Here is a 26,274-nt window from a genome sequence, read left to right on the forward strand (position 1 = left end):
CACAGCGGCTGGCATTAAGCCAGAACGGAATTACTGCTGGCTTTCGCGTTCAGCAATAAAACCCAGCGCTTTGTTGATTCGCGCAATGCTGCGGGCCTGGCCAATCGCATGAACGGTAACGTCCAGTGCCGGAGACTGACCCGCACCGGTAACGGCAACGCGCAACGGCATACCCACTTTGCCCATCCCGACTTCCAGCTCATCAGCCGTTGCCTGAATAGCATGGTGCACATTTTCCGCGCTCCAGTCGGTAATTGCTGCGAGTTTATCGCGCACCACTTCCAGCGGCTGGCGAGCCACCGGACGCAGGTGTTTTTTCGCCGCGTCAGCGTCAAACTCGTCAAACTCTTCATAGAAATAACGGCAGCTTGTGGCCATCTCTTTCAGCGTTTTACAACGTTCGCCAAGCAGTTTCACCAGCTCGAATAACTGCGGCCCGGTACGCGTGTCGATTTTTTCCTGCTCGATATGCCATTGCAGGTGCGTCGCCACATACTGCGGATCCAGCGTATTAATGTAGTGGTGGTTCAGCCACAGCAGTTTATCGGTATTGAAAGCGCTTGCTGATTTGCTCACCGCGCCAAGCGAGAAGAGTTTGATCATCTCTTCACGGGTGAAGATCTCCTGATCGCCACTCGACCACCCCAGACGCACCAGATAGTTCAGCAGCGCTTCCGGCAGATAACCGTCATCACGGTATTGCATCACACTGACCGCGCCGTGGCGTTTAGAGAGTTTTTTGCCGTCGTCGCCGTTGATCATGGAAACGTGCGCGTAGACCGGAACCGGCGCATTCAGCGCTTTCAGAATGTTGATCTGGCGCGGCGTGTTGTTGATATGATCTTCACCACGAATGACGTGCGTGATTTCCATATCCCAGTCATCAACCACAACGCAGAAGTTGTAGGTCGGAGAACCATCAGTACGGCGAATGATCAGATCGTCGAGCTCAAGGTTGCTGAACTCGATCGGGCCACGGATCTGATCGTCAAACACCACAGAGCCATCCTGCGGGTTGGCGAAGCGCACAACGCAAGGTTCGTCAGCGGCATGATGCGCATGATCGTGGCGGCAGCGGCCGTCATAGCGCGGTTTTTCACCGTTCGCCATCTGCGTTTCGCGCAGTTGCTCCAGACGCTCTTTCGAGCAATAGCATTTATATGCCGTGCCCGCTTCGAGCATTTCATCGATCACCGCGTTGTAGCGATCAAAGCGTTTGGTCTGGAAATACGGGCCTTCATCCCATTCAAGGTTCAGCCAGTTCATACCATCCATGATGGCTTCGATTGCTTCCGGCGTGGAGCGCTCAAGATCGGTGTCTTCAATACGCAGCACAAACTCACCGCCGTGGTTACGGGCAAACAGCCAGGAGTAGAGAGCAGTACGCGCGCCGCCAACGTGCAGATAGCCAGTGGGGCTTGGCGCGAAGCGAGTTTTGATTTTCATGAATTGGCCTTACGTTTATTAAAGATGCCGACCGTCGGCAATAGCTTAAAAAAGAGTGGGCGATATTCTATCACTGTGGGCTGATTCCTCAATGTTGTTGCCTCATTGAGCGGTGTATCGCGCTCTTTTGTTTAGAAATCATGCTCTCGCGACGTATTACGCAGCGGTTTGTTTAATTTTACGACGAACGAACAATTTATTTAGAAAATGCGTTGACTCATTTTCAACTCTCCCTATAATGCGACTCCACACAGCGGGGGTGATTAGCTCAGCTGGGAGAGCACCTCCCTTACAAGGAGGGGGTCGGCGGTTCGATCCCGTCATCACCCACCACAATTTTGTGGTTCCCGCAGTGTAGATAAGAATGAGAAGTGGGTGATTAGCTCAGCTGGGAGAGCACCTCCCTTACAAGGAGGGGGTCGGCGGTTCGATCCCGTCATCACCCACCACTTTCTCGCCAGCGAATTCTTATCAGTGAAGTACCGAAGTGGGTGATTAGCTCAGCTGGGAGAGCACCTCCCTTACAAGGAGGGGGTCGGCGGTTCGATCCCGTCATCACCCACCACTTCGGGTCGTTAGCTCAGTTGGTAGAGCAGTTGACTTTTAATCAATTGGTCGCAGGTTCGAATCCTGCACGACCCACCAATGTAAAAAAGCGCCCTAAAGGCGCTTTTTTGCTTTCTGCGATTAGAGAAGATTCGGACCTGCGGCAGGTTCGGGTCGAACGCAGTGAGACAACGGAGCCGCTTGCGGCGACGGCCCGAAGGGCGAGCGAAGCGAGTCATCCTGCACGACCCACCAATGTAAAAATGGCGCTGGCGGCGCTTTTTTGCTTTCTGCGATCCGCGGCCAGCTAAGCACAGCGCCAGCAGGCAGTTCTTTCGGAACCCTATCCGGCTCGACAATATTGCCGACGGCAGCTTCCTTCCTCACCCGCGCGAAAAAAAGCAAATTTTTTCCCGGGGTATAATTGCCTTTTGTACCAGATATATCTCTTCACATTTCACTTAAATCAACGTTAAAAACCGACCTATTTGAAACAGCAAAAACAATAAAACCATTTATTTTTCAATGCGTAAACATGGAAACTTTTATCCATAATTTATCCTTAATATCTGGATATGATGCCCTCGTTGCGGTCATGCCTTGAGCGCAATTGCAGAAAATTTGATTACGCCAGTAATGATGTTTAATGGCAAAGGGGGGAAATATGACAACAATCTCAGTAACAACGTCATCAATACAGACCAGCAGTAGCAGTAGCGGCAGCTCATCGTCGTCCAGCAACAGCGTCTCCGCACAGATCAGCCGCATTACGCAGCAGATCAGCAGCCTGACGCAGCAGCTGAAAGAAGTGGCTAACGGCGACGGCACGACAGAAGAGAAACAAAAACAGCAAGAGCAGTTGCAGGCGCAAATCCAGTTACTGCAAGCGCAGTTACAGCAATTACAGCGCAAGCAGGCTGAAGAAGCGGAACAGAAGCAAACTCAGCAGCAGCCGCAAGCAAAAGTAGAAGGTGTGAATAACCCTTCTGACGAGCATTCGATCGATATTTACGTCTGAGTAAATAGCGGATCGTCCTCACGGGTCCGGTTTAAACACCGGGCCTGTTCTTTTACCACTTCCCACAAAGCCTGCGCTGCCCCCGACAACGAACGGTTCTTCCGCCGCACCAGCATAATTTTTCGCTGCATCCCCGGCACCAGCCTTTTCACCGCAAGCTGGCTTCCCTGCGGCAATGGCAATGCCAGCGCTGGTAAAATGCTGATACCAATCCCCGCTTCCACCATCGGAAACAGCGTCGCCGGATGACCAATCTCCTGAACAATCGCGGTTTGTAGGGAAAAATGCTGTAACGCCGCGTCAATTAACGGTCGGCTACCTGAAGCATAATCCTGTACCACCAGACGTGCGCCATCAAGCGCGGACCAGGGAACAGCCGCAAGCTGTGCCCATGGATGATCGTTGCGGCAGAGCAGAAAGAAGGGTTCTTCCAGGATCTCTTCACTCTGAAAATCGCTCACCGGACCGGGATCGATCACAATGCCAAAATCCACTTCCCCTTGACGAATGCTCTCCAGCACCCACTGTTGCGGCCTGTCATGCAGCACAAAATCGATCTCCGGGTAGCGCTGATTACTGCTGGCGATGCATTGCGGGATCAGGTGCGCGGAAATGGTCTGGCTGGCGGCCACGCGTACGGTACCGGTCAATTGCTGGCCGACACGCCCGGCTTCGCGCAGCGTGCTGCTAAGCTCATCTAATAAGCGTTCCAGTCGCAAAGCCAGTTGCTGGCCCGCTTCAGTCAGCACCACTTCACGGGTGGTGCGATCGAGAAGACGCACGCCGGTTTGCAACTCCAGCGCTTTCACACTGTGGCTGACGGCAGACTGGCTCAGGCCAATGATGTCCCCTGCCCGGCTAAAACTTTTGGCCTGCGCGACGGTGACAAAAACGCGTAGCTGACGTAACGAGTAATTCATCTGTTTAATTCATGAATGGATGCAATAAATCAATTTTATTTCTCAAAGGAGAAAAAGCACAATAGCGGCATCGACTTTCAGGAGTGCACATGAAACTTTTTCGAATCCTTGACCCTTTTACCCTCACGCTGGTGTGTACCGTTCTGCTGGCCTCTTTTTTTCCCGCGCGCGGCGGTTTTGTCCCTTTCTTTGAAGGGCTAACCACCGCCGCCATTGCGCTGCTGTTTTTTATGCATGGCGCGAAACTTTCACGCGAAGCGATCATTGCGGGCGGCGGCCACTGGCGTTTGCATCTGTGGGTGATGTGCAGCACCTTTGTGCTTTTCCCGGCGCTTGGCGTACTGTTTGTCTGGTGGTCGCCAGTGAATGTCAGCCAGGAACTGTATACCGGCTTCCTCTATCTGTGCATTTTGCCTGCTACAGTGCAGTCGGCGATTGCCTTTACCTCACTGGCGGGCGGTAATGTTGCTGCTGCCGTGTGTTCTGCATCGGCCTCCAGCCTGCTGGGGATCTTCCTCTCGCCGTTGCTGGTCGGCTTGCTGATGAATCTGCACGGCGCCGGAGGCAGCCTCGAACAAGTGGGCAAGATCATGCTGCAATTGCTGCTGCCGTTTGTGCTTGGTCACCTGTCGCGTCCGTGGACCGGCGCATTTGTGGCGAAACATAAAAAATGGATTTCAAAAACCGACCAGACGTCGATTCTGCTGGTGGTTTACTCCGCGTTCAGCGAAGCAGTGGTGAACGGGATCTGGCATAAAGTGGGCGTCGGTTCTCTGCTGTTTATCGTGGCCGCAAGTCTCGTACTGCTGGCGATTGTCATCACGGTGAACATCGTAGTGGCGCGGAAGTGCGGCTTTAACAAAGCGGATGAAATTACCATTGTGTTCTGCGGTTCGAAGAAGAGCCTCGCCAATGGTATCCCGATGGCGAACATTCTCTTCCCGACTTCAGTGATTGGCATGATGGTGCTGCCACTGATGATCTTCCACCAGATCCAACTGATGGTTTGCGCCGTGCTGGCCCGCCGCTACAAACGTCAGGCGGAGCAGCAGGCGCAGGAAGCGGCAAAAGTCTAGCCGCGCTTCAGGGGCTGCACCAGATGGCTCAGCCCCTCGGTTTTGATAAGCAGGGTAATCTGCATCAACTCCCCCAGCCGCCCGGCAGGAAACTCATCTTTCCGGGCGAACCACAGCAAATACTCTTCCGGCAAATCAATCAGCCGTCGCCCCTGGTATTTACCAAAGGGCATCACGGTGTTGGCGATATCGACGAGCTGTTCTTTTTCCATTTATTCCCCCAGCAGCCGGATCATCTCCGCTTCATCAATCACAGCGATCCCCAGTTCCTGCGCTTTTGCCAGTTTTGAACCTGCCGCTTCCCCGGCGATCACCAGATCGGTTTTTTTCGACACGCTACCAGCCACTTTGGCACCCAGCGCCGTCAGACGTGCTTTGGCATCATCGCGCGAAAGCTGGCTAAGGCTACCGGTCAGCACCACCGTTTTACCGGCAAACGGGCTGTCGATCTCTTCAGCATTGACCACTAATGGCGCAGGCCAGTGAATACCCACTTCGCCCACCAATTGCGCGATCACCTCACGGTTACTCTCTTCATTGAAGAAGTTGTTCACGTGCTTCGCGACCACAACGCCGACATCGGGTACTTTTTGTAGCTCATCCACCGATGCCGTCATCAGCGCATCCAGCGTACCAAAATACGCCGCCAGCCCTGCTGCCGTGGCCTCGCCTACTTCGCGGATCCCCAGCGCATAAAGGAACCGGGCAAACGTCGTCTCTTTGGCGTTTTCCAGCGCAGTAATGATGTTTTGCGCCGATTTTGGCCCCATGCGATCCAGACCGGTCAGCTTGCCCGCCGTCAGACGGAACAGATCCGCAGGTGTCTGGACATACTCTTTCTCTACCAGCTGGTCGATGATTTTATCGCCCATGCCGTCCACGTCCATCGCGCGGCGGGAGACAAAATGTTTAAGCGCTTCTTTGCGCTGCGCGCCGCAAATTAAGCCGCCGGTACAGCGGGCGACGGCTTCGCCTTCAACACGCTCCACATCAGAGCCACATACCGGGCAATGTTGCGGGAAAATCACTTCGCGCGTCTCCTCCGGGCGCTCGGCGAGCACCACGTTGACCACCTGCGGGATCACGTCACCGGCGCGGCGAATCACCACTTTATCGCCAATACGCAACCCCAACCGATCGATTTCATCAGCATTGTGCAGCGTGGCATTACTCACCAGCACGCCAGCAACGTGTACTGGCTCCAGCCGGGCAACTGGCGTGATGGCCCCGGTGCGGCCAACCTGAAATTCGACGTCGCGAACGAAGGTCATCTGCTCCTGCGCCGGGAATTTGAACGCTACCGCCCAGCGCGGTGCGCGCGCGACAAAACCCAGTTGCTCCTGCAACTCCAGCGAATCAACTTTAATCACCACGCCGTCAATGTCGAAGCCCAGCGTCGGACGATCGTTTTCCACCTGATGGTAGAACGCCAGCACCGCTTCCGGCGAATCACAAAGACGTATGCGCTCACTTACCGGCAACCCCCAGGCTTTGAACTGCTGCAAGCGCCCCATATGGCTACGCGGTAGCTCGCCGCCTTCAAGGATGCCGACACCATAACAGAAGAAAGTGAGCGGGCGTTTCGCCGTAATACGCGGATCGAGCTGGCGTAACGACCCCGCCGCTGCGTTGCGCGGGTTGGCGAACACTTTCGCACCGGTACGACGCGCCTCTTCGTTGATCTTTTCAAAACCCGACTGCGGCAAAAAGACTTCGCCGCGCACTTCAAGGCGGGCGGGAATATTGTCGCCATGCAGTTTCAGTGGGATCGCGCGGATAGTGCGCACGTTGCTGGTAATGTCTTCACCGGTTGTCCCGTCGCCACGCGTTGCCGCGCGGATCAGCACGCCATTCTCATAGAGAATACTCACCGCCAGACCATCGAGTTTTAACTCGCAGCAGTAGGTCAACGCATCGGTGCTTTTCAGCCGATCCTGTACGCGTTTGTTAAAGGCGAGGAAGCTCTCCTCGTCGAAGACGTTATCCAGTGACAGCATTGGCACTTCGTGTCGAACCTGGCTGAAGGCGGTCAGCGGCGCCGCGCCTACGCGCTGAGTGGGCGAATCGGGCGTAATCAGCTCCGGGTGTTGCGCTTCAAGCTCGCGCAGTTCACGCATCAGGCGATCGTACTCGGCGTCCGGAACTTCCGGCGCGTCCATAACGTGGTACAGATATTCATGATGGCGAAGCGTCGTTCGCAGCTCTGTTAGTTGTTGTTCAATCGATTCCATGTCGCACCATCAATGATAAAAAACCCCCGACAGGCGGGGGTTCTGGAGTGGGATATTCGTGGTCAATCCATTACGCGTTGGCGTCTTTAACCTCGCGAATACGATCCTGGTATTCACGCAATTTCTGCGGCGTCATCATCCGGCGTTGATCGTCAAGCACCACACCGCCCACTTCGTCGGCAATATGTTGCGCGGACTGCAGCATCAGTTTGAAGTTTTGCAATTCGTCACCGTAGGATGGCACCTGCATAAAGATCGTGACGCCAGGTGTGGTCATCTCGCCCATCGTTTCAACATCAAACGTTCCCGGGTTAACCATGTTGGCCAGGCTGAAGAGCGCCGGGCCGCTGCCGTCCGGGCTGAGATGACGATGGAAAATACTCATATCGCCAAATTTAAACCCGGCCTGCAAAATACTGTTCAGCAGCACTTCGCCGTTGAGCGTGCTGCCATGGTGTGCCGCGACGTTCATGATAATGACGGTTTCTTTGCGCTGCGGTTTTTCCTGCGGCGTTTCGATAACCGGTTCCGGCTCTGGCTGCGGCGCAGGTTCATGAACCTGCGGCTGTGGCTGATGATGAGGTTGCTGCGGCGCTTGATACTGCGGTGCGTGCTGCTGCGGTGCTACTGGCTGCGCGGTTGGGCGAACAGGCTGTTGCTCAAACGCCGGTACCTGCGCTTGCGGACGCTCTGGCTGATGCTGCTGCGGCTGATTCCTGGATTGCGGTGCCTGGTGCGGTGGCTCTTCGGGTTGAACCGGTGCAGACGGGCGCGGCTGCGCCGACGCATAAGGCGGCTGATATTGATGTTGCGGAGACTGACGCGGCGCATCCTGCTCGTTACCCGATCTCGGCGCGTGATTCACTTTGTGAACGCGAACTTCACCCACGCCTTCGTCGTCATCGACATCCTCGTCATCCAACTCGTCGTCACGTCGCGACTTCATGCGTTTTAATGGGCGATCGCGGAACATTGATGAACGTTCTTTACGGCTGGTCCAGAAACCGTGAACCAGTAAAGCGATTATGGCGATCGCGCCAACAATGATTAATATCAGACGCAAATCCTGCATCATTATATTCTCTGTTGTTCTAACACCTTGCCACCACGGCAAACATTTACTCACTAAGAGTATTTGCCGATTACGTCAAGTGCAAGTGTGCTCGTGGGTTTCACCGCATAAAGATGAACTAAATTGTGCTTTTTGCTGTTTTTTCGAACATTTCTGAACTGGTTTCGCCGCCCGGATGAATATTATAAGCTGCCGTTCGCGGATCATCAGAAAAGGAGTATAGCCAGATTATGGTTTCATCGTCCCGAGGCACTGCACGCAGCGGCCTCTTTTATTTTACCCAGGGCTGGAAACTGGTCACGTTGCCAGGCGTTCGTCGCTTTGTCATTCTGCCATTGCTGGTCAATATCGTATTGATGGGCGGCGCTTTCTGGTGGCTGTTTTCCCGTCTCGACGCCTGGATCCCTTCATTAATGAGTCACGTGCCCGACTGGCTTCAGTGGTTGAGCTATCTGTTATGGCCGATCGTGGTGATCTCCATTTTGCTGGTGTTTGGTTACTTTTTCTCTACGCTTGCCAACTGGATTGCGGCGCCGTTTAACGGCCTGCTCGCCGAACAGTTGGAAGCGCGTTTAACGGGTGCGACGCCGCCGGATATCGGCGTTTTTGGTGTGCTGAAAGATGTACCGCGGATTATGAAGCGCGAATGGCAAAAGCTGGCCTGGTATCTGCCGCGCGCACTTCTTTTGCTGATCCTCTACTTTATCCCCGGCATCGGGCAAACCGTTGCGCCGGTATTATGGTTCCTCTTCAGCGCATGGATGCTGGCGATTCAGTACTGCGATTACCCATTCGATAACCATAAAGTCTCGTTCAAAGCGATGCGCGTAGCCCTACGTGAACGCAAAATCATCAATATGCAATTTGGCGCGTTGACCAGCTTATTCACGATGATCCCTGTACTTAACCTGGTAGTAATGCCCGTAGCCGTGTGTGGCGCAACAGCAATGTGGGTCGATTGCTATCGTGAAAAACACGCCGCCTGGCGCTGAGGAATTATTCCGTTTCTTATTCCATACTGGTAACCATTATTTCACCTCAGCATATAGATATGCGATTTCTTTACTTCCCCATCACGGGTAAGTGCGTATGCTGAGGTGGTTCCCAAATTTCATACAGTTAAGGACAGGACAGGCTATGAGTAAGATTTTTGAAGACAACTCGTTGACGATTGGTCATACGCCGCTGGTTCGACTGAACCGCATCGGTAACGGACGTATCCTGGCTAAGGTCGAATCCCGCAACCCGAGCTTCAGCGTAAAATGCCGTATCGGTGCCAATATGATTTGGGATGCCGAAAAACGCGGCGTACTGAAGCCGGGCATCGAACTGGTTGAGCCCACCAGCGGTAACACCGGTATCGCTCTGGCGTACGTTGCCGCCGCTCGCGGCTACAAACTGACGCTGACCATGCCGGAAACCATGAGTATCGAACGCCGTAAACTGCTGAAAGCGCTGGGCGCGAACCTGGTTCTGACCGAAGGCGCGAAAGGCATGAAAGGCGCGATTCAGAAAGCAGAAGAAATTGTCGCCAGCGATCCGGCGAAATATCTGCTGCTTCAGCAGTTCAGCAATCCGGCAAACCCGGAAATTCACGAAAAAACCACCGGCCCGGAAATCTGGGAAGATACCGATGGTCAGGTAGATGTTTTCATCTCCGGCGTGGGTACCGGCGGTACGCTGACAGGCGTGACGCGCTTTATTAAAAACACCAAAGGGAAAACCGATTTGATTACGGTTGCAGTTGAACCAACCGATTCTCCGGTTATCTCTCAGGCGCTGGCAGGCGAAGAGCTGAAGCCTGGTCCGCATAAAATTCAGGGTATCGGTGCCGGTTTTATCCCTGGCAACCTGGATCTGAAACTGATCGATAAAGTGGTTAAAATCACCAACGAAGAGGCGATCAGCACTGCGCGTCGTCTGATGGAAGAAGAAGGTATTCTGGCAGGCATCTCTTCCGGCGCAGCCGTTGCCGCAGCGCTGAAGCTGCAGGAAGATGAATCCTTTACCAATAAAAATATTGTGGTTATCCTTCCATCTTCGGGCGAGCGTTATCTGAGCACGGCTTTGTTTGCCGATCTTTTCACCGAAAAAGAACTGCAACAGTGATGCCAGATTGTAAATAAAGAGCAAAAAAGCACCCATTGAGGTGCTTTTTTGTGGCGTATATCAAATTTTCACCCCTCCTGGCATTGCTTGAAAACTCCTGGTCTGGTATTTAACCATCACATTTATTTTGAAGCGCGAAATTAATCGAAGTAAGTTTTCAGACTGCTGAATCGATTTTATGATTTGGTTCAATTCTGGCTTTCGCGGCATAATGTTTAATGACGAGCGAAACGTCAACGGCCAGAAGCGCCCACGCCGGATAGCACAGGTGAACTTCTGTACCTTTTCCCGTTGCGTCGGCGCTAACAATACAGGCTAAAGTCAAGCCTCCAGGCTAGACTTTAGTTCCACAACACTAAACCTATAAGTTGGGGAAATACAATGTTCCAGCAAGAAGTAACTATTACCGCTCCGAACGGTCTGCACACCCGCCCTGCTGCTCAGTTTGTTAAAGAAGCGAAAGGCTTCTCTTCTGAAATCACTGTGACTTCCAACGGCAAAAGCGCCAGCGCGAAAAGCCTGTTCAAACTGCAAACTCTGGGCCTGACTCAAGGTACTGTTGTGACGTTGACCGCTGAAGGCGAAGACGAGCAAAAAGCGGTAGAACATCTGGTTAAGCTGATGGCAGAGCTCGAGTAAGTTTTACTTACCAGTTCTATTCAAGATCAGTCACAAGTAAAGGTAGGGTTATGATTTCAGGCATTTTAGCATCCCCGGGTATCGCTTTCGGTAAAGCACTGCTGCTGAAAGAAGACGAAGTAGTCATCGACCGGAAGAAAGTTTCTGCCGACAAGGTTGACCAGGAAGTTGAGCGTTTTCTGAGCGGTCGTGCCAAGGCATCGGCACAGCTTGAAGCGATCAAAACGAAAGCGGGTGAAACTTTCGGTGAAGAAAAAGAAGCCATCTTCGAAGGGCACATCATGCTGCTGGAAGATGAGGAGCTGGAGCAGGAAATCATAGCCCTGATTAAAGATAAGAGCATGACTGCCGACGCTGCGGCGCATGAAGTTATCGAAGGTCAGGCTACCGCCCTGGAAGAGCTGGATGACGAATATCTGAAAGAGCGTGCGGCTGACGTGCGCGATATCGGTAAGCGTCTGCTGCGCAATATTCTGGGCATGCCGATCATTGACCTGAGCGCGATTCAGGAAGAAGTCATTCTGGTTGCTGCGGATCTGACCCCATCAGAAACGGCCCAGTTGAACCTGAAAAAAGTGCTCGGTTTTATCACCGATATCGGTGGCCGCACTTCCCACACCTCCATCATGGCGCGCTCTCTTGAGCTGCCTGCCATTGTGGGCACCGGTAGCGTCACCACGCAGGTGAAAAACGGCGACTATCTGATCCTCGATGCGGTTAACAACAAAGTGTACGTTAACCCGAGCGACGAAGAGATCGAAACCCTGCGTGCTGCGCAGGCTCAGGTTGCTGAAGAGAAAGCCGAGCTGGCGAAACTGAAAGACCTGCCGGCAATCACCCTTGATGGCCATCAGGTTGAAGTCTGTGCCAACATCGGTACTGTTCGCGATGTCGCGGGCGCAGAGCGCAATGGCGCTGAAGGTGTTGGCCTGTACCGTACCGAATTCCTGTTCATGGACCGCGACGCACTGCCGACCGAAGAAGAGCAGTTCGACGCCTACAAAGCGGTAGCTGAAGCCTGTGGCTCTCAGGCCGTAATTGTACGTACCATGGACATTGGCGGCGATAAAGAGCTGCCGTACATGAATTTCCCGAAAGAAGAGAACCCGTTCCTCGGCTGGCGTGCCGTGCGTATCGCAATGGATCGCAAAGAGATCCTGCGCGATCAGGTTCGCGCTATTCTGCGCGCTTCTGCTTTCGGCAAACTGCGCATTATGTTCCCGATGATCATCTCTGTTGAAGAAGTGCGTGCACTGAAAAAAGAGATCGAAATCTACAAACAGGAACTCCGTCAGGAAGGTAAAGCATTTGACGAAAGCATTGAGATTGGCGTGATGGTGGAAACCCCAGCCGCTGCGACTATTGCTCGTCATCTGGCCAAAGAAGTTGATTTCTTTAGTATCGGTACCAATGATTTAACGCAGTACACCCTGGCAGTTGACCGTGGTAATGATATGATCTCGCATCTTTACCAGCCGATGTCACCGTCAGTACTCACCCTGATCAAGCAAGTTATTGATGCTTCTCATGCCGAAGGCAAATGGACTGGCATGTGCGGTGAGCTTGCTGGCGATGAACGTGCTACACTTCTGTTGCTGGGGATGGGTCTGGATGAATTCAGTATGAGTGCCATTTCTATCCCGCGCATTAAGAAGATTATCCGTAACACGAACTTCGAAGATGCGAAGGTGTTAGCAGAGCAGGCTCTTGCTCAACCGACAACGGACGAGTTAATGATGCTGGTTAACAAGTTCATTGAAGAAAAAACAATCTGCTAATCCACGAGATGCGGCCCAAATTACTGCTTAGGAGAAGATCATGGGTTTGTTCGATAAACTGAAATCTCTGGTTTCTGATGATAAAAAAGACACCGGAACCATTGAGATTGTTGCCCCACTTTCTGGCGAAATCGTCAATATTGAAGATGTGCCGGATGTGGTGTTCGCTGAAAAAATCGTTGGTGATGGCATCGCTATCAAACCGACCGGCAATAAAATGGTTGCTCCGGTTGATGGTACTATCGGCAAAATCTTTGAAACCAACCATGCCTTCTCTATCGAATCCGATAGCGGCATTGAACTGTTCGTTCACTTCGGTATCGACACCGTTGAACTGAAAGGCGAAGGCTTCAAACGCATCGCGGAAGAAGGCCAGCGTGTGAAAGTTGGCGACCCGGTAATCGAATTTGATCTGCCATTGCTGGAAGAAAAAGCCAAGTCAACTCTGACTCCGGTTGTTATCTCCAACATGGACGAAATCAAAGAGCTGATTAAACTTTCTGGTAGCGTCACCGTGGGCGAAACCCCGGTTATCCGCATCAAAAAATAAGCTCAATGCATAAAAAAATGGCGCCTGCAGGCGCCATTTTTATTGGTTAGCACGGCGGTAAAATGAGCTCGTCGTAACCTTTCTCCAGTGTATAGCCCATCACCTGTACCACTCTGTTCCCTGCTGCGCGAACGGCTTCATCCAGCTTATTTCCCTGAATAACGTTGCTGACCAGTTCGGAGCAAAACAGATCGCCAGTGCCTTTCAAATCCGTTTCGACACGCGGATAGCCACTGACGGTAACCTCATCCGCCGTCACCAGCACCACATGTATCTGACCGTCATCCTCATCCACCGGCGCGCTGGTGATCGCCACCCAGTGCAGGGTCGCAGACAGTAGCCCTTTTGCCGCTGCAATAGCGCTTTGCAGATCCCGGCACGGCTTGCCGCTGAGAATTTCCAGTTCAAACACATTCGGCGTGATCCCCTGCGCCAGCGGCAACAAATGTTCGCGGTAGGCTTGAGGAATTTCCGCTTTTACATAGATGCCGCTGTCAGTATCACCAATAACCGGATCGACCAGAATCAATAGCTGCGGGTGCTTCTCCCGTAGCGCTTTAAGCCACGTTGCCAGCAGCGCAATCTGGCTGGCACTTCCCATATAGCCTGTGGTTACCGCTTTCAGCGTACGCAAAACGTCACGCTCTTCCAGCGCTTGCAGGTAACCGCTAAACCACTCATCCGGGATCACACCGCCGTAAAAGGTATCGTAATGCGGCGTATTGCTGAACAGCACAGTCGGCACGGCCAGCACATTGAGATTGTGCTGGCGAATATTTGGCACCGCAATGCTGTTGCCGACGCTGCCGTACACAACCTGAGACTGCACCGCAACGATATCAGCCTGCTGCGCCCGGGTTTTATCCCGAAACAGGATCATCTCCATCCTCTCTTCCTTAACGGGTTAAATCCCCGCGCCCTGCGAATAACTCTCTTCACCAAACACGCCGGTGGAGAGGTAACGATCGCCGCGATCGCAGATGATAGCGACGATCACCGCGCCAGGCGTACTTTTCGCCACGCGCAACGCGCCCGCTACCGCGCCGCCAGAACTGACCCCGCAGAAGATGCCCTCCTGAACCGCTAGCGCACGCATGGTATTTTCCGCCTCGCGTTGATGGATATCCAGAACCTCATCCACCAGCGCGGCGTTAAAAATGCCCGGCATATATTCGGCAGGCCAGCGGCGAATGCCGGGAATGCTGCTCCCCTCTTCCGGTTGCAGCCCGACAATAGTGACGGGTTTATCCTGTTCACGCAGAAAACGCGACACGCCGGTAATGGTGCCGGTTGTACCCATGCTGGAGACAAAATGGGTGATCCGCCCGGCGGTCTGCTGCCAGATTTCCGGGCCGGTGGTGGTGTAGTGGGCGTAGGGATTATCCGGGTTGTTGAATTGATCGAGCAGCTTGCCCTCGCCGCGAGCGGCCATGTCCAGCGCCAGATCGCGCGCGCCTTCCATCCCCTGCTCTTTGGTGACCAGAATCAGCTCTGCGCCATAGGCACGCATCGCCGCACGACGCTCCTGACTCATGTTGTCCGGCATCAGCAATTTCATGCGATAGCCTTTCAGCGCCGCAATCATCGCCAGCGCGATCCCGGTATTGCCGCTGGTGGCTTCAATCAACACATCCCCGGGCTTAATCTCTCCACGCTTTTCCGCCTGCACAATCATCGACAGTGCGGCGCGATCTTTGACCGATCCTGCGGGATTATTACCTTCCAGTTTGACCCAGATTTCGCTGCCGTTATCCGGCGTAAGACGTTGCAATTTGACCAGCGGTGTATTGCCGATGGTGTCTTCTAATGTATTCACGGTTCCTGCTCAATAAAAAAGCCGGGTAGCGCTACGCTTACCCGGCCTACAAAGCAGTGCTGATGCAGATATTGTAGGCCCGGTAATCAAGGAGCTACCGGGCGATAGACATGCTGCTTAACCTATCAGGCAGTTTCCGCCAGAGCAAGCTCTGTACCGGCTTCAATACGTTCATTGCCGTTATATAACCGCGCATGCTGCAAACCGACAAACAGGCGCTCGCCGCGCTGCGGTGGCTGTTCATCGCGCATCACAACGGTGAGAGGTTCAGGGTTCCAGCCGAGCGGCTGCACCACCAACTGGGTATAATGCCCTTTCGGACTGGCTTCCAGCACCTGCACCGGCAGTGGAGAATCCAGGCTGGTGCGGCGGCTGATATCCACTTCCCAGGGGCGCAAAAACAGATCCACTTCGCCCTGCCAGGAGGGCGTATAACCCAGCGGCCAGCGATGAGCGCCCACCTGGAACTGTCCGCCCGTCACAGTGCCTTTCAGGCGATTGACCTCGCCCATAAACTCCAGCACGAAGCGGGTCGCCGGTTCGCGCCACACCTGATCCGGCGCATCAGCCTGTTCAATGTTCCCCTGGCTCATCACCACCACGCGGTCGGCCACTTCTGTCGCCTCTTCCTGGTCGTGAGTGACGAACACGCTGGTAAATTTTAGCTCTTCATGCAACTGACGCAGCCAGCGACGCAGCTCTTTACGCACCTGCGCATCCAGCGCGCCAAACGGTTCATCCAGCAGCAGGATCTGCGGCTCTACCGCCAGCGCACGCGCCAGCGCCACACGCTGTTTCTGTCCGCCGGAAAGCTGTGCCGGGTAGCGATCTGCCAGATGGGCAAGCTGCACCATCTCCAGCAATTGCGTCACTTTGGCTTTGATTGCTGCGGCGTTCGGCCGTTCGCGACGCGGCAGCACCGTCAGCCCAAAAGCGATGTTGTCGAACACCGTCATATGGCGGAACAGCGCATAGTGCTGAAACACAAAACCAACGCGGCGATCGCGCGCATGCAGGCGGCTTACGTCCGTACCGTGAAAACGAATACGACCGCTGCTCTGATGTTCCAGCCCGGCGATAATGCGCAGCAACGTGGTCTTCCCGGAACCGGACGGCCCCAGCAGCGCCACCATTTGCCCGGAAGGGATATCCAGCGAGATATCATTCAGCACCTGGGTGCGACCAAAAGACTTCTTAATATTGGCAATCTCAATGCTCATGATTTCCCTCCTGTTGCTGGCGTTTTTCATGGTTGTTCAAACGCCACTGCAACGCACTCTTCAAAAACAGTGTCAAAATAGCCATCAGGGTCAGCAGGGCTGCGGCGGTAAATGCGCCCACCGTGTTGTAGTCCTGCTCCAGCAACTCAATTTGTAGCGGCAGCGACAGCGTCTCACCGCGAATCGAACCGGAGACCACCGAGACCGCGCCAAACTCGCCAATCGCGCGCGCGTTGGTCAGCACCACGCCATACAGCAGCGCCCAGCGGATATTCGGCAGCGTTACGCGGCGAAACATCTGCCAGCCGCTGGCACCCAGCAGGATCGCGGCTTCATCTTCCTGGCTCCCCTGGCTCAGCATCACCGGGACCAGCTCACGCACGACAAACGGGCAGGTAACGAAAATGGTGACCAGCGCCATGCCCGGCCAGGCAAACATAATTTGCAGGTTATGCGCATCCAGCCAGCCGCCAAGCGGGCCATTCGAACCGTAAAACAGCAGATAAATCAGACCCGCAACCACCGGCGAAACCGCAAACGGAATATCCAGTAACGTCAGCAAAAGCTGGCGACCGGGAAAGTTAAAGCGGGTCACCAGCCACGCCAGCAGCGTGCCAAACACCAGGTTAACCGGCACGGTGATCAGCGCAATCAACACCGTCAGCCAGATGGCATGCAGCATGTCGGCATTCGCCAGGTTTTCCAGCACCGGTACCAGCCCGTTGCTGAAAGCCTTCACGAAGATGTATATCATCGGCACGACAAGGATAAACGCAGAGAGCAAAATCCCCGCGACAATCAGAAAAATTTTCCCCCAGTTCACCTGAGGTTTGTCATAGCGTTTCAATTCGGTTATTTCCGCCATTAGTGACCTACCACACGCTGGCCAAAGCGGCTTTGCAGGGTGTTGATGGAAAACAGCAGCAGCAGCGACGCTGCGAGGATCACCGAAGCAATCGCGCTCGCCGCCGGGTAATCAAACTCCTGCAAGCGAACAAAAATCATCAGCGAGGTGACTTCGGTCTTCCAGGCAATGTTACCGGCGATAAAGATTACCGCGCCAAATTCGCCGAGGCTGCGGGTGAACGACAGCGCCACACCCGCCATCAGCGCCGGAGAAAGTTCCGGCAGCACGACGCGACGAAAGCTCTGCCAGCGTGTTGCGCCGAGGGTTTCCGCCGCTTCTTCGTATTCCGGCCCCAACTCCTCCAGCACCGGCTGGATGGTGCGCACCACAAACGGAATGCTGGTAAAGGCCATGGCGACTGCGATGCCAAGCCAGGTGTAAGTCACTTTGATATCGAACTTCGCCAGCCACTCGCCATAAAATCCGTTCACGGAAAACAGCGATGCCAGCGTCAAACCGGCCACCGCCGTCGGCAGTGCAAACGGCAGGTCAATCAGCGCATCCAGCAGCGTGCGGCCCGGAAAACGGTAACGGGTGAGGATCCAGGCCATCAGCAGGCCAAAAACGCCGTTAAAAGCGGACGCCACAAACGCCGACAGCAAAGTGACTTTATAGGCCGCCACCACCTGCGGGTTAGTGACGACCTCCCAGTATTGCGACCAGCTCATTTGCGCCAGTTGCATTGCCAGCGCACTCAGCGGCAGCAGCAATACCAGACAAACAAAAAACAGGCTGCTGCCGAGGCTTAAACCAAACCCCGGCAACACACGTTTTGCGGTTCCTGCAAACATCACTTATGCCCCGCCGCCAGTAACTTATCCAGCTCGCCGCCGCTGGCGAAATGGGTTTTCATCACATCAGGCCAGGAGCCGAATTTATCTTCCACGCGGAATAGCGCCGTTTGCGGGAATTTATCCGCCAGCTTCGCCATCACCTCCGGGTTATTCACGCGGTAGTAGTAATCGGTGATGATGGTTTGCGCCTGCGGGCTGTAGAGCCAGTTGAGGTACGCTTTCGCGGCCTTTTCCGTCCCGTTGGCTTTAACATTTTTATCGACCCAGGCCACCGGGAATTCCGCCAGGATGTTGACCTTCGGCACCACCACTTCAAAACCCTGCGCTTCGTACTGCTTGCGGATGTTATTGACTTCGGATTCAAAGGAAATCAGCACATCGCCGAGACCGCGCTCAACGAACGTGGTGGTTGCGCCGCGACCGCCGGTATCGAACACTTCGACGTTTTTCAAAAACTGCGTCATAAACTGTTCAGTTTTCGCTTTGTCGCCGCCGTCCGCCTGATCCGCTGCGCCCCACGCCGCCAGATAGGTATAACGGGCGTTACCGGAGGTTTTCGGGTTCGGGAAAACCAGTTTTACGTCGGAACGCACCAGGTCGCTCCACTCGTGGATATTCTTCGGGTTGCCCTTACGAACGAGAAACGCCATCGTCGAATAGAACGGCGAACTGTTGTTCGGTAAACGGCTTTGCCAGTCCGCCGGGATCAGGTTGCCTTTGTCGTGCAGGATCTGCACATCCGTTACCTGGTTATAGGTAACGACATCCGCTTTCAGCCCCTGCAAAATCGCCAGCGCCTGTTTTGACGAACCGGCATGAGATTGTTTGATCGTCAGCTTATCGCCAGCGTTATCCTTCGCCCATTGCTGTTCAAACGGTGTATTCAACGCCGCAAAGAGCTCGCGTGACACATCATAAGAGCTGTTTAGCAGTTCCGTCGCCTGTGCCTGCGCCGCCCACAGCGTCATTGCAGCCAGCGTCAGATATCCTTTTTTCAGTAAGTTAACGGCCATTGCGCACCCTTATAAGCTGATGACTTCACAACCCTCAGTTTATTTATAACGGGTGTGAAACCAGTAACGGTTTTATATACCATTTGGTGATTTGGAATCATAAAAGAGTATAAGCAGAAAGGAGTATGGCCGGGTCTTCCCGGCCAGGAAGGAGGCGGATATTACAGCGACAGCAGCTTATCGAGCGACGGCGCAAAATAGTAACCGCCTGTTACCGGACGGGTGAAACGCAGCATGGCATCGCGTTTGCCATCGGTATCGCCAAACATGCTCAGCAGTTGCTGCTCAATGTTGTAGAGACGCGCACAGTAAGTACAGAAGTAAAGGCCGTGCGTGCCGCTGGCGGTGCCGTACGGCAGGCTCTGGCGCACAATTTTCAGCCCTTTGCCGTCCTCTTTCAGATCGACACGGGTCAGGTGCGAGGTAACCGGACGGGCATCGCCGTCGATCTCTTCATTGGCCTCTTTAGTGCGGCCAATCATCATCTCCTGATCGGCAACGCTCATGCGGTTGAGCTGCTTCAGGTTGTGCTCCCAGCGCTGCACCATCACATACGTGCCGCCAGCGTCAACGCCATCCTGAATAATCGCCACTTCACGACGCTTCTCATCGCCCGCCGGGTTTTCCGTGCCGTCGACAAAACCGCTCAGATCGCGCTCTTCCACCCAGCGGAAGCCGTGCGTCTCTTCTTTCACGTCGATAGCATCGCCAAACGCCGCCAGCGCGGCCTGGGCGACGGAGAAATTCACATCGTGGCGCAGGGAGAGAATATGGATCAGTACATCATGTTGCGTGGCGGGTGCCAGGCCGTTGCCGTAAGAAGGGAAATCTTTCAGCTCTTCTGCGCCTTGCGGCCCGTTCAGCGCGCGCCATGCGTTGTTGCCGAAGGCTACCGTCGCCCCCAGCGCCGCATCGGGGAATTTTTGCTGAAAGGTTGCCAGCTTATCGACAAAAGCTTTACTGCCCGCGCGCAGGGCATCTGTGTCCCCTTTGACGCTGGCTTCAATCCAAATCGCTGCACGGCAGTGTTCCGGCAAAATGCCGCTTTGCACCTGAGACATCACTCCTCCTGGAAAAAACAAGCCACACATGCGTGGCGATAAACGCGCTATTGTACCGTCTTTTCGCCCCGTCGCGGCCCGTTGCGATCAAATTATCGGCGCCACACCAGCTTGCTTAATTTCCAGTTTTTCAGCGTGTCATCAGAAGGCATCAACCCTTCAGGGCCGCTCCATTCGCCGGAAAACACATAGCTAATGTGCTGGCTGCCCGGCGCTTTACACTCAACGCCCGTACTGTCATCGCCCGCCCCTTTCACACAGTTGCCAAACGCCTTATCAAACACAGCGCTGAACGGTGTGCCGATTTTCACGCCTTTGTCGGTGGCGATATCGCTGTCCAGTACATCAATGCGGCTCACCGCGCCATTTTCGCCGTTAACGACCAGCGCCAGTTGGGTATTTTTCAGCGCCTCGAAATAGCGGACAATGCTGCCATTTTCCGTTTTCATGCCGCTACGCAGATGGTAGTCGCCGCTTAACGCATCATTAATGGCCTGCTCATCGAGCGGCGTGCTGGCAGTGATTTTGCCGACGCCGTTTTCGCTCACTTCGATCGAGGAGCCAAACCAGTTCCACGGATACGCCGCCGACCAGTTTACAGACGCGAGCGTTGAGCAGCCGGTTAATGCCAGCGGCAGCACACAGATAAAAGTACGCAGGGATTTCATGCACCATTCCTTTTTTTCATTTAACGCCAGTTGGAGTCGCTGGCGGGCAAAAAGTGCCGTTCATTCATCTGAGGAATAAAAACAGGCGCGCAGACGGCGGGACGTCGCCAGCCACCAAAGAATAAAGAGGTCGATAACCAGCAGTGAAAGCCCAATACCGGAGAGCGCTTCGCCGCTGAACCAGCGCGAAGGCTGCCACAGCACCAGCGCCAACTGTACCAACAGCAGTAGTGGGTAGATCGCGCGCCAGAGACGAGGGTGATGCTCACGGCGCGCACTGAGAAAAAAAGCCAGCGCCGCAGGCAAGCCGGGCAATAACCCCAGCCAGAACCGATTATGATCGGGATAAAACAGCGTCAGCAGCGCATCGCCCTGCCCGCGCGACGCGCCTGCCATCACGAATAAAATCCAGGTTCGCGCCTGCAACACCAGCGCGCACCAGAACAGAAAGGGAAGCCGTAGGCGTCCATGCCTGTCGTAGTCGGAAGGTGAAATATCAATACTCTTCATCTTCTATCAAACGTTTTCCTAAGTTAACCGAGTCACTATGCTCGTAGCCCAGCCGCTCGTACATGCCGATCACCATTTCGTTATCTTCACGTACCATCAGATTGATTTTCGGGCAGCCACGGGCAATCAATTTTTTCTCCAGCCGATTGAGCAAAGCATTGGCAATGCCGCGGCCGCGAAATTCCGGGTGTACGCCGAGATAGTATGCCGAGCCACGATGGCCGTCATAACCGCCCATTACCGTGCCCACCACTTCACCACTCACTTCCGCCACCAGAAACAGACTGACATCGTGATTCACTTTTCGTTCGATATCCATTTCCGGATCGTTCCATGGTCGCAGCAGATCACAGCGCTCCCACAAGGTGATCACTTCTTCGAAGTCGTCCTGGCGAAAAACGCGTATCTCCATGGTATTCCCCGTCTTTTCAACTGTGTAAAGGGTGATTATGGCCCGAAGCGGCGCCTTAGCCAATATCCAGACTCTTTACCGTGGAAATTTGGCATAATGGCACTCTGTCACGTATTGAAATGAAAAGTAAAACAATCGCTCTTGTGGATTGTCGTCACGGCCAGGACGATACGATATAACACCAGGGACCACGGATAAAAACATTCAGACGTATGAGCACCTTTAAACCATTAAAAACACTCACCTCGCGTCGCCAGATACTGAAAGCGGGTCTGGCCGCCCTGACATTGTCGGGTATGTCTCGTGCTATCGCTAAGGACGAGACGCCACTGAAAACCACCACCGGCCACAGCACGCCAAAGGCGAAAAAGGCCGGAGCACGGCGCATCGTTATGCTCGATCCCGGTCACGGCGGCATTGATACCGGCGCTATTGGCCATAACGGCTCGAAAGAGAAACATGTGGTGCTGGCGATTGCCAAAAATGTCCGCGCCCAGCTGCGGGCACAGGGTATTGACGCGCGCCTGACGCGTACCGGCGACACCTTTATCCCGCTCTACGATCGGGTCGAGATCGCCCACCAGCACGGCGCGGATCTGTTTATGTCGATTCATGCCGATGGCTTTACCAACCCGAGCGCTGCCGGCGCGTCGGTGTTTGCGCTTTCCAATCGGGGTGCCAGTAGTGCGATGGCGAAATACCTGTCAGATAAAGAGAACGCCGCGGATGAAGTCGCCGGAAAAAAAACCACCGATAAAGATCATCTGCTACAGCAGGTGCTGTTCGATCTGGTGCAAACGGACACCATCAAAAACAGCCTGACGCTCGGTTCGCATATTCTCAAGCAGATCAAACCGGTACACCGTCTGCACAGCCGCAATACCGAGCAGGCCGCGTTTGTGGTGCTAAAATCCCCGTCGATCCCGTCGGTACTGGTGGAAACCTCTTTTATCACCAACCCGGCGGAGGAGAAGCTGCTCGGCACCACGGCATTTCGCCAGAAGATTGCCACCGCCATTGCCGACGGTATTCTGAGCTACTTTAGCTGGTTCGATAACCACAAAGCCCATGTGAAGAGACGCGGATGATGACCCCAGAGATAGCGCCAGTAAAAAACGCCCTGCTTGCCCTGCAGGATAAGATCTGCCGCCAGCTTAGCGACATCGACGGCGCGGCGTTTGTTGAAGACGCCTGGCAGCGCGCGGAAGGCGGCGGCGGGCGCAGCCGCGTGCTGCGCGACGGCGGCGTATTTGAACAGGCCGGGGTCAATTTTTCCCACGTCCACGGCGATGCGATGCCCGCCTCCGCCACGGCGCACCGTCCTGAACTGGCGGGGCGCAGCTTCGAAGCGATGGGCGTTTCGCTGGTCGTACACCCGCATAATCCCTATGTTCCGACCAGCCATGCCAATGTGCGTTTTTTTATTGCGCAGAAACCTGGCGCCGATCCGGTGTGGTGGTTCGGCGGCGGTTTCGATTTAACGCCCTACTACGGTTTTGAAGAAGATGCGATCCACTGGCACCGCACCGCCCGCGATATCTGTCTGCCGTTTGGTGAGGCGGTTTATCCGCGCTACAAAAAATGGTGCGATGACTATTTCTACCTCAAGCACCGCAATGAGCAGCGCGGCATCGGCGGGCTCTTTTTTGACGATCTGAACACGCCGGATTTTGACCACTGTTTTGCGTTTATGCAGGCCGTCGGCAACGGTTATCTCGACGCGTATTTGCCCATCGTCGCGCGCCGCAAAGCGCTGTCTTACGGCGAGCGCGAGCGCGATTTCCAGCTCTATCGCCGCGGCCGCTACGTGGAGTTCAACCTGGTGTGGGATCGCGGAACGCTGTTCGGTTTGCAAACCGGCGGGCGTACCGAGTCGATTTTAATGTCGATGCCGCCGCTCGTGCGCTGGGAATACAACTATCAACCCGCCGAAGGCAGCCCGGAAGCGGCCCTCAGCGAGTTTATTCAGGTTAAAGATTGGGTGTGATTTCGGGTTTTGCAGGCCGGATAAGCGCTTACGCGCCATCCGGCCAATCATGCCTGAAGGCTCTGCTTTATCAGGCCTACAACACATTTACAGCGGCTGCGTCTGCGCTTCCACCACCGCCAGCGCCACCATGTTGACGATACGCCGTACTGAGGCGATTGGCGTCAGCACATGCACCGGTTTGGCAACGCCCATCAACACCGGCCCAACAGTCACCCCTTCTGAACTGGAGACGCGCAGCAGGTTGTAGCTGATTCGCGCGGCTTCAACGTTCGGCATAATCAGGATATTCGCCGCCCCTTTCAGCGGGCTGTCCGGCATCCGCTCATGGCGGATACTCTCATCGAGCGCCGCATCGCCATGCATTTCGCCGTCGATCATCAGATCCGGCGCGCGTTGACGTACCCGTGTCAGCGTCTCGCGCATTTTCACCGCAGCGGGCGCACTGGAGGAGCCAAACTGCGAGTGCGACAGCAGCGCCACACGCGGTTCGATACCAAAGCGCCGCACGGTTTCCGCTGCCAGCAAGGTGATCTCCGCCAGTTGTTCGGCGCTCGGATCTTCATTGACATAGGTATCAGCAATAAACGTGTTACCGCTGGGCAGCAGCAGCGCATTCATCGCCCCGGCCGCATGCACATTATCGCGATAGCCGAAGATCTCCTGCACCACGCTGAAGTGCTCATGGTAATCGCCGATGGTACCGCAAATCATCGCGTCAGCTTCGCCACGATGTACCATTATCGCGCCGATCACCGTGGTGTTGGCGATCACGGCGCGCTGCGCCTGCTCTTGCGTAATTCCCCGGCGCTTCATAATGCTGAAGTATTCCGTCCAGTACTCTTTAAAGCGCGGATCCGACTCGTTGTTAACGATCTCAAAATCGACGCCCGGACGAATTTGCAGGCCGAGCTTCTGAATGCGCATCTCAATCACGCCCGGTCGCCCGACGAGGATCGGTTTCGCCAGCCCCAGCGTGACCAGCTCCTGCGTTGCATGCAGCACGCGCGGCTCTTCGCCTTCGGTCAGCACCACGCGTTTCGGCGCATTGCGGGCCTGGGAGAAAACCGGCTTCATAAACAGGTTGGTTTTGTAGACGAACTCGGTGAGTTTATCGACGTAGGCATCGAAATCAGCAATCGGCCGTGTCGCCACGCCGGAAGTCATCGCCGCTTTCGCCACCGCGGGCGCGATTTTAACAATCAGGCGCGGGTCGAAAGGTTTCGGTATCAGATAATCCGGGCCAAAGCTCAAATCCTGATCGCCATATGCCGAGGCCACCACTTCGCTCTGCTCCGCATGCGCCAGCTCAGCGATAGCGTTGACCGCCGCCAGCTTCATCTCTTCGTTGATCGCCGTGGCGCCCACATCCAGCGCGCCACGGAAGATAAACGGGAAACAGAGCACGTTGTTTACCTGATTCGGGTAATCGGAGCGGCCGGTACAGATAATCGCGTCCGGGCGCACCGCTTTCGCCAGATCCGGCAGGATCTCCGGCTCCGGGTTCGCCAACGCAAGGATCAGCGGCTGTCGCGCCATGCCTTTTACCATCTCCGGCGTCAGCACTTTTGGCCCGGAGCAGCCGAGGAAGATATCCGCGTCCGCGACCACATCCGCCAGCGTCCGTTTACCGTCATCGTCAACGGCGTAGGCCGCTTTGGTCTCGGCCATATTCGGCTCGCGGCCTTTATAGATAACGCCTTTTGAATCGCAGACCACAATGTTGTGTTTCTGCATTCCCAGCGCCACCAGCAGGTTCATACAGGCGATAGCCGCTGCACCCGCGCCCGACACCACCATGCGCACGTCGGAGAGGTTCTTCTCCACGACGCGCAGGCCGTTAAGAATGGCGGCAGTACTGATAATCGCCGTACCGTGCTGATCGTCATGAAAAACCGGAATGTTCATGCGCTCGCGCAGTTTGGCTTCAATATAGAAGCACTCCGGCGCTTTGATATCTTCGAGGTTGATACCGCCGAACGTCGGTTCCAGCGCGGCAACCACGTCGATCAATTTGTCCGGATTTTGCTCATCCACTTCAATATCGAATACGTCGATACCGGCGAATTTCTTGAACAACACGCCTTTGCCTTCCATCACCGGCTTACCGGCCAGCGCGCCGATATTGCCAAGCCCCAGCACCGCAGTGCCGTTAGAGACCACCGCCACGAGATTGCCGCGCGCGGTGTATTTGTAGGCCGCCAGCGGATCTTTTTCGATTTCAAGGCAGGGCGCAGCCACGCCCGGCGAGTATGCCAGCGCCAGATCGCGCTGCGTAGCCAGCGGTTTTGTCGGGGAGACCTGAATCTTTCCCGGTCGCGGGAATTCATGGAAGTCGAGGGCACTTTGTTTTAGTTGGTCGTCCATTTGAGGTTCCTTTCGCGTTTTGCTTTCAGAGTGATACCGCGTGATGTCTATCCCAATACGGCGCTTAGTATGGCCGCTGTTGCGATGGCAAACTTTGAACATCGCCAAACTCTCACCATACATAAGCAAAATTG

At 54.8% G+C, this 26,274-nt stretch carries 25 protein-coding genes, 4 tRNA genes and 1 other RNA gene; 14 read left to right on the plus strand and 16 right to left on the minus strand.

All coding sequences use genetic code 11. The features are described from left to right. Positions 1-30: 30 nt before the first annotated feature. A complete protein-coding gene (gene gltX, locus C0557_RS17900; protein WP_208659963.1) occupies positions 31-1,446 on the minus strand; it encodes a glutamate--tRNA ligase in 1,416 nt (471 codons plus the stop codon). A gap of 257 nt (positions 1,447-1,703) precedes the next feature. Here gltX and C0557_RS17905 point away from each other — a divergent pair. The 6 genes from C0557_RS17905 (at position 1,704) to C0557_RS17930 (ending at position 3,010) form a co-directional block, all read left to right on the plus strand. Continuing rightward, a tRNA-Val gene (locus tag C0557_RS17905) sits at positions 1,704-1,779 on the plus strand. Between the two features lie 40 nt (positions 1,780-1,819). Beyond that, positions 1,820-1,895, plus strand: a tRNA-Val gene (locus tag C0557_RS17910). A 40-nt stretch (positions 1,896-1,935) separates the two neighbouring features. Then, positions 1,936-2,011: transfer RNA gene (locus tag C0557_RS17915), tRNA-Val, on the plus strand. A 4-nt stretch (positions 2,012-2,015) separates the two neighbouring features. Continuing rightward, a tRNA-Lys gene (locus C0557_RS17920) sits at positions 2,016-2,091 on the plus strand. 31 nt (positions 2,092-2,122) lie between these two features. Further along, positions 2,123-2,247: non-coding RNA, RtT sRNA (locus C0557_RS17925), on the plus strand. A gap of 409 nt (positions 2,248-2,656) precedes the next feature. Continuing rightward, positions 2,657-3,010 (plus strand): FlxA-like family protein, encoded by a 354-nt coding sequence (locus C0557_RS17930; RefSeq protein ID WP_208659965.1) that lies wholly within the window; start codon positions 2,657-2,659, stop codon positions 3,008-3,010. On the opposite strand, the gene C0557_RS17935 is transcribed toward C0557_RS17930, so the two are convergent. Next, positions 3,001-3,930, minus strand: coding sequence for a LysR family transcriptional regulator (locus C0557_RS17935; RefSeq protein WP_208659967.1), 930 nt, complete (start codon positions 3,928-3,930; stop codon positions 3,001-3,003). The two genes, C0557_RS17930 and C0557_RS17935, sit on opposite strands and share 10 nt — an antisense overlap. An 89-nt stretch (positions 3,931-4,019) precedes the next feature. Between C0557_RS17935 and C0557_RS17940 the strand changes: the two genes are divergently transcribed. After that, entirely contained in the window at positions 4,020-5,006 is a 987-nt protein-coding gene (locus C0557_RS17940) for a bile acid:sodium symporter family protein (RefSeq protein ID WP_208659970.1), read from the plus strand. Here C0557_RS17940 and C0557_RS17945 read toward each other — a convergent pair. The 3 genes from C0557_RS17945 to zipA all read right to left on the minus strand — a co-directional run bounded on the left by C0557_RS17945 (position 5,003) and on the right by zipA (position 8,312). Beyond that, positions 5,003-5,218 carry a DUF3820 family protein gene (locus tag C0557_RS17945; RefSeq protein WP_007370913.1) on the minus strand — a complete coding sequence of 72 codons (216 nt, stop codon included), beginning with the start codon at positions 5,216-5,218 and terminating at the stop codon, positions 5,003-5,005. The genes C0557_RS17940 and C0557_RS17945 overlap by 4 nt on opposite strands. Then, on the minus strand, positions 5,219-7,237 hold the full coding sequence (gene ligA / locus C0557_RS17950; protein ID WP_208659972.1) for an NAD-dependent DNA ligase LigA: 2,019 nt from the start codon (positions 7,235-7,237) through the stop codon (positions 5,219-5,221). A 70-nt stretch (positions 7,238-7,307) separates the two neighbouring features. Further along, positions 7,308-8,312 (minus strand): cell division protein ZipA, encoded by a 1,005-nt coding sequence (gene zipA / locus C0557_RS17955; RefSeq protein ID WP_217273266.1) that lies wholly within the window; start codon positions 8,310-8,312, stop codon positions 7,308-7,310. A gap of 227 nt (positions 8,313-8,539) precedes the next feature. On the opposite strand from zipA, the gene cysZ reads away from it, so the two are divergent. The 5 genes from cysZ (at position 8,540) to crr (ending at position 13,385) form a co-directional block, all read left to right on the plus strand. Continuing rightward, positions 8,540-9,301, plus strand: coding sequence for a sulfate transporter CysZ (cysZ, locus tag C0557_RS17960; RefSeq protein WP_208659976.1), 762 nt, complete (start codon positions 8,540-8,542; stop codon positions 9,299-9,301). 145 nt (positions 9,302-9,446) lie between these two features. After that, positions 9,447-10,418, plus strand: a complete 972-nt coding sequence (cysK, locus tag C0557_RS17965; protein ID WP_074777434.1) for a cysteine synthase A — start codon at positions 9,447-9,449, stop codon at positions 10,416-10,418. Positions 10,419-10,799: 381 nt separating this feature from the next. Next, on the plus strand, positions 10,800-11,057 hold the full coding sequence (ptsH, locus tag C0557_RS17970) for a phosphocarrier protein Hpr (protein ID WP_007370907.1): 258 nt from the start codon (positions 10,800-10,802) through the stop codon (positions 11,055-11,057). A 50-nt stretch (positions 11,058-11,107) separates the two neighbouring features. Then, the gene (ptsI, locus tag C0557_RS17975) at positions 11,108-12,835 is read left to right on the plus strand and encodes a phosphoenolpyruvate-protein phosphotransferase PtsI (RefSeq protein ID WP_074777436.1); all 1,728 of its coding nucleotides are present in this window, start codon (positions 11,108-11,110) and stop codon (positions 12,833-12,835) included. A gap of 40 nt (positions 12,836-12,875) precedes the next feature. Next, complete coding sequence (gene crr / locus C0557_RS17980) at positions 12,876-13,385, plus strand: PTS glucose transporter subunit IIA (RefSeq protein WP_000522253.1); 510 nt, start codon at positions 12,876-12,878, stop codon at positions 13,383-13,385. Between the two features lie 46 nt (positions 13,386-13,431). On the opposite strand, the gene pdxK is transcribed toward crr, so the two are convergent. The 10 genes from pdxK to C0557_RS18030 all read right to left on the minus strand — a co-directional run bounded on the left by pdxK (position 13,432) and on the right by C0557_RS18030 (position 21,786). After that, positions 13,432-14,271 carry a pyridoxine/pyridoxal/pyridoxamine kinase gene (gene pdxK, locus C0557_RS17985; RefSeq protein ID WP_208659979.1) on the minus strand — a complete coding sequence of 280 codons (840 nt, stop codon included), beginning with the start codon at positions 14,269-14,271 and terminating at the stop codon, positions 13,432-13,434. Positions 14,272-14,289: 18 nt separating this feature from the next. Continuing rightward, entirely contained in the window at positions 14,290-15,201 is a 912-nt protein-coding gene (gene cysM / locus C0557_RS17990) for a cysteine synthase CysM (protein ID WP_208659981.1), read from the minus strand. 125 nt (positions 15,202-15,326) lie between these two features. Continuing rightward, positions 15,327-16,421 carry a sulfate/thiosulfate ABC transporter ATP-binding protein CysA gene (gene cysA / locus C0557_RS17995; protein WP_208659983.1) on the minus strand — a complete coding sequence of 365 codons (1,095 nt, stop codon included), beginning with the start codon at positions 16,419-16,421 and terminating at the stop codon, positions 15,327-15,329. Then, positions 16,411-17,286: a sulfate/thiosulfate ABC transporter permease CysW gene (gene cysW / locus C0557_RS18000; protein WP_208659985.1), complete on the minus strand. Its 876-nt coding sequence runs from the start codon at positions 17,284-17,286 to the stop codon at positions 16,411-16,413. The genes cysA and cysW overlap by 11 nt, the downstream gene beginning before the upstream one ends. Further along, positions 17,286-18,119, minus strand: coding sequence for a sulfate/thiosulfate ABC transporter permease CysT (gene cysT, locus C0557_RS18005; RefSeq protein ID WP_074778850.1), 834 nt, complete (start codon positions 18,117-18,119; stop codon positions 17,286-17,288). Before cysT ends, cysW begins: the two co-directional genes overlap by 1 nt. Beyond that, positions 18,119-19,135 carry a sulfate ABC transporter substrate-binding protein gene (locus tag C0557_RS18010; RefSeq protein WP_208659988.1) on the minus strand — a complete coding sequence of 339 codons (1,017 nt, stop codon included), beginning with the start codon at positions 19,133-19,135 and terminating at the stop codon, positions 18,119-18,121. Before C0557_RS18010 ends, cysT begins: the two co-directional genes overlap by 1 nt. 161 nt (positions 19,136-19,296) lie before the next feature. Then, positions 19,297-20,196 (minus strand): Dyp-type peroxidase, encoded by a 900-nt coding sequence (locus C0557_RS18015; protein WP_208659990.1) that lies wholly within the window; start codon positions 20,194-20,196, stop codon positions 19,297-19,299. A gap of 92 nt (positions 20,197-20,288) precedes the next feature. Further along, complete coding sequence (locus C0557_RS18020; RefSeq protein ID WP_208659992.1) at positions 20,289-20,864, minus strand: RpoE-regulated lipoprotein; 576 nt, start codon at positions 20,862-20,864, stop codon at positions 20,289-20,291. A 60-nt stretch (positions 20,865-20,924) separates the two neighbouring features. Then, the gene (locus C0557_RS18025) at positions 20,925-21,374 is read right to left on the minus strand and encodes a DUF2919 domain-containing protein (protein WP_208659994.1); all 450 of its coding nucleotides are present in this window, start codon (positions 21,372-21,374) and stop codon (positions 20,925-20,927) included. Further along, positions 21,361-21,786: a GNAT family acetyltransferase gene (locus tag C0557_RS18030; protein ID WP_043952743.1), complete on the minus strand. Its 426-nt coding sequence runs from the start codon at positions 21,784-21,786 to the stop codon at positions 21,361-21,363. The genes C0557_RS18025 and C0557_RS18030 overlap by 14 nt, the downstream gene beginning before the upstream one ends. Positions 21,787-21,998: 212 nt before the next feature. Between C0557_RS18030 and amiA the strand changes: the two genes are divergently transcribed. Beyond that, positions 21,999-22,874: an N-acetylmuramoyl-L-alanine amidase AmiA gene (amiA, locus tag C0557_RS18035; protein ID WP_208659996.1), complete on the plus strand. Its 876-nt coding sequence runs from the start codon at positions 21,999-22,001 to the stop codon at positions 22,872-22,874. Beyond that, positions 22,874-23,773 carry an oxygen-dependent coproporphyrinogen oxidase gene (gene hemF, locus C0557_RS18040; RefSeq protein WP_208663020.1) on the plus strand — a complete coding sequence of 300 codons (900 nt, stop codon included), beginning with the start codon at positions 22,874-22,876 and terminating at the stop codon, positions 23,771-23,773. The genes amiA and hemF overlap by 1 nt, the downstream gene beginning before the upstream one ends. Positions 23,774-23,860: 87 nt before the next feature. On the opposite strand, the gene maeB is transcribed toward hemF, so the two are convergent. Then, positions 23,861-26,140, minus strand: coding sequence for an NADP-dependent oxaloacetate-decarboxylating malate dehydrogenase (gene maeB, locus C0557_RS18045; protein WP_074778836.1), 2,280 nt, complete (start codon positions 26,138-26,140; stop codon positions 23,861-23,863). Positions 26,141-26,274 lie beyond the last annotated feature (134 nt).

The organism is Kosakonia sp. MUSA4 (genome assembly GCF_013085925.1).
GTDB lineage: Bacteria > Pseudomonadota > Gammaproteobacteria > Enterobacterales > Enterobacteriaceae > Kosakonia > Kosakonia sacchari_B.

Coding starts and splice junctions, on each gene's coding strand:
- gltX (WP_208659963.1), bottom strand. CDS start 1,446: ATGAAAATCAAAACTCGCTTCGCGCCAAGCCCCACTGGCTATCTGCAC.
- C0557_RS17930 (WP_208659965.1), top strand. CDS start 2,657: ATGACAACAATCTCAGTAACAACGTCATCAATACAGACCAGCAGTAGC.
- C0557_RS17935 (WP_208659967.1), bottom strand. CDS start 3,930: ATGAATTACTCGTTACGTCAGCTACGCGTTTTTGTCACCGTCGCGCAG.
- C0557_RS17940 (WP_208659970.1), top strand. CDS start 4,020: ATGAAACTTTTTCGAATCCTTGACCCTTTTACCCTCACGCTGGTGTGT.
- C0557_RS17945 (WP_007370913.1), bottom strand. CDS start 5,218: ATGGAAAAAGAACAGCTCGTCGATATCGCCAACACCGTGATGCCCTTT.
- ligA (WP_208659972.1), bottom strand. CDS start 7,237: ATGGAATCGATTGAACAACAACTAACAGAGCTGCGAACGACGCTTCGC.
- zipA (WP_217273266.1), bottom strand. CDS start 8,312: ATGATGCAGGATTTGCGTCTGATATTAATCATTGTTGGCGCGATCGCC.
- cysZ (WP_208659976.1), top strand. CDS start 8,540: ATGGTTTCATCGTCCCGAGGCACTGCACGCAGCGGCCTCTTTTATTTT.
- cysK (WP_074777434.1), top strand. CDS start 9,447: ATGAGTAAGATTTTTGAAGACAACTCGTTGACGATTGGTCATACGCCG.
- ptsH (WP_007370907.1), top strand. CDS start 10,800: ATGTTCCAGCAAGAAGTAACTATTACCGCTCCGAACGGTCTGCACACC.
- ptsI (WP_074777436.1), top strand. CDS start 11,108: ATGATTTCAGGCATTTTAGCATCCCCGGGTATCGCTTTCGGTAAAGCA.
- crr (WP_000522253.1), top strand. CDS start 12,876: ATGGGTTTGTTCGATAAACTGAAATCTCTGGTTTCTGATGATAAAAAA.
- pdxK (WP_208659979.1), bottom strand. CDS start 14,271: ATGGAGATGATCCTGTTTCGGGATAAAACCCGGGCGCAGCAGGCTGAT.
- cysA (WP_208659983.1), bottom strand. CDS start 16,421: ATGAGCATTGAGATTGCCAATATTAAGAAGTCTTTTGGTCGCACCCAG.
- cysW (WP_208659985.1), bottom strand. CDS start 17,286: ATGGCGGAAATAACCGAATTGAAACGCTATGACAAACCTCAGGTGAAC.
- cysT (WP_074778850.1), bottom strand. CDS start 18,119: ATGTTTGCAGGAACCGCAAAACGTGTGTTGCCGGGGTTTGGTTTAAGC.
- C0557_RS18010 (WP_208659988.1), bottom strand. CDS start 19,135: ATGGCCGTTAACTTACTGAAAAAAGGATATCTGACGCTGGCTGCAATG.
- C0557_RS18015 (WP_208659990.1), bottom strand. CDS start 20,196: ATGTCTCAGGTGCAAAGCGGCATTTTGCCGGAACACTGCCGTGCAGCG.
- C0557_RS18020 (WP_208659992.1), bottom strand. CDS start 20,864: ATGAAATCCCTGCGTACTTTTATCTGTGTGCTGCCGCTGGCATTAACC.
- C0557_RS18025 (WP_208659994.1), bottom strand. CDS start 21,374: ATGAAGAGTATTGATATTTCACCTTCCGACTACGACAGGCATGGACGC.
- C0557_RS18030 (WP_043952743.1), bottom strand. CDS start 21,786: ATGGAGATACGCGTTTTTCGCCAGGACGACTTCGAAGAAGTGATCACC.
- amiA (WP_208659996.1), top strand. CDS start 21,999: ATGAGCACCTTTAAACCATTAAAAACACTCACCTCGCGTCGCCAGATA.
- hemF (WP_208663020.1), top strand. CDS start 22,874: ATGACCCCAGAGATAGCGCCAGTAAAAAACGCCCTGCTTGCCCTGCAG.
- maeB (WP_074778836.1), bottom strand. CDS start 26,140: ATGGACGACCAACTAAAACAAAGTGCCCTCGACTTCCATGAATTCCCG.